Genomic DNA, 518 nt, shown 5'->3' on the forward strand with positions numbered 1-518 from the left:
GCCTTGACCAAGGTGCCATCGACCGAGAACCGAAGGTCCGCGTCAGCGAAATGATCGTCCGACAGCAGTGGCGCGACCTCGGCATGCGCCAAAATCGCAGCCATGATCCTGCGCGACATGGCCGTGGTGAGCAGCCGGTCCCGGTTCTTCGTGAAAACCGTTGGCCTCCGGCCCGGCGCTTCGCGCGTTCAGGGCTGAAATCTGTCCAGTGGACCGATTTCCGGGCGCCCTTCACCCCAGACCGGGTCATCTATCCCGGGACCCACAAACCAGCGGAACAGCAGGTTATACTGCATCTGTTCCATCAACTGCCGCTCGGAGCGGATCGAGAACAGGATCTGGATCAGGCTGGCCCGGATCAGCCGTTCCGGCGCGATCGAGGGACGCCCAAGATCGGCGTAAAGCCGGTCGAAATCGCCACCGAGGCTGGCAAGGGCGTCGTTGACGATCTGCCGGATCTTGCGCAGCGGATGCCGTGCAGGGATGCGGTCTTCAAGGTCGACATGGCTGAACAGCGA

1 pseudogene is annotated in these 518 nt (G+C 62.7%); it reads right to left on the reverse strand.

The features are described from left to right. Window positions 1-518 (reverse strand): annotated as a pseudogene (locus tag GL286_RS22130) (transposase); the annotation flags it as partial.

Origin of the sequence: Paracoccus aestuariivivens, from assembly GCF_009711225.1 — a bacterium.
Taxonomy (GTDB): Bacteria; Pseudomonadota; Alphaproteobacteria; order Rhodobacterales; family Rhodobacteraceae; genus Paracoccus; species Paracoccus aestuariivivens.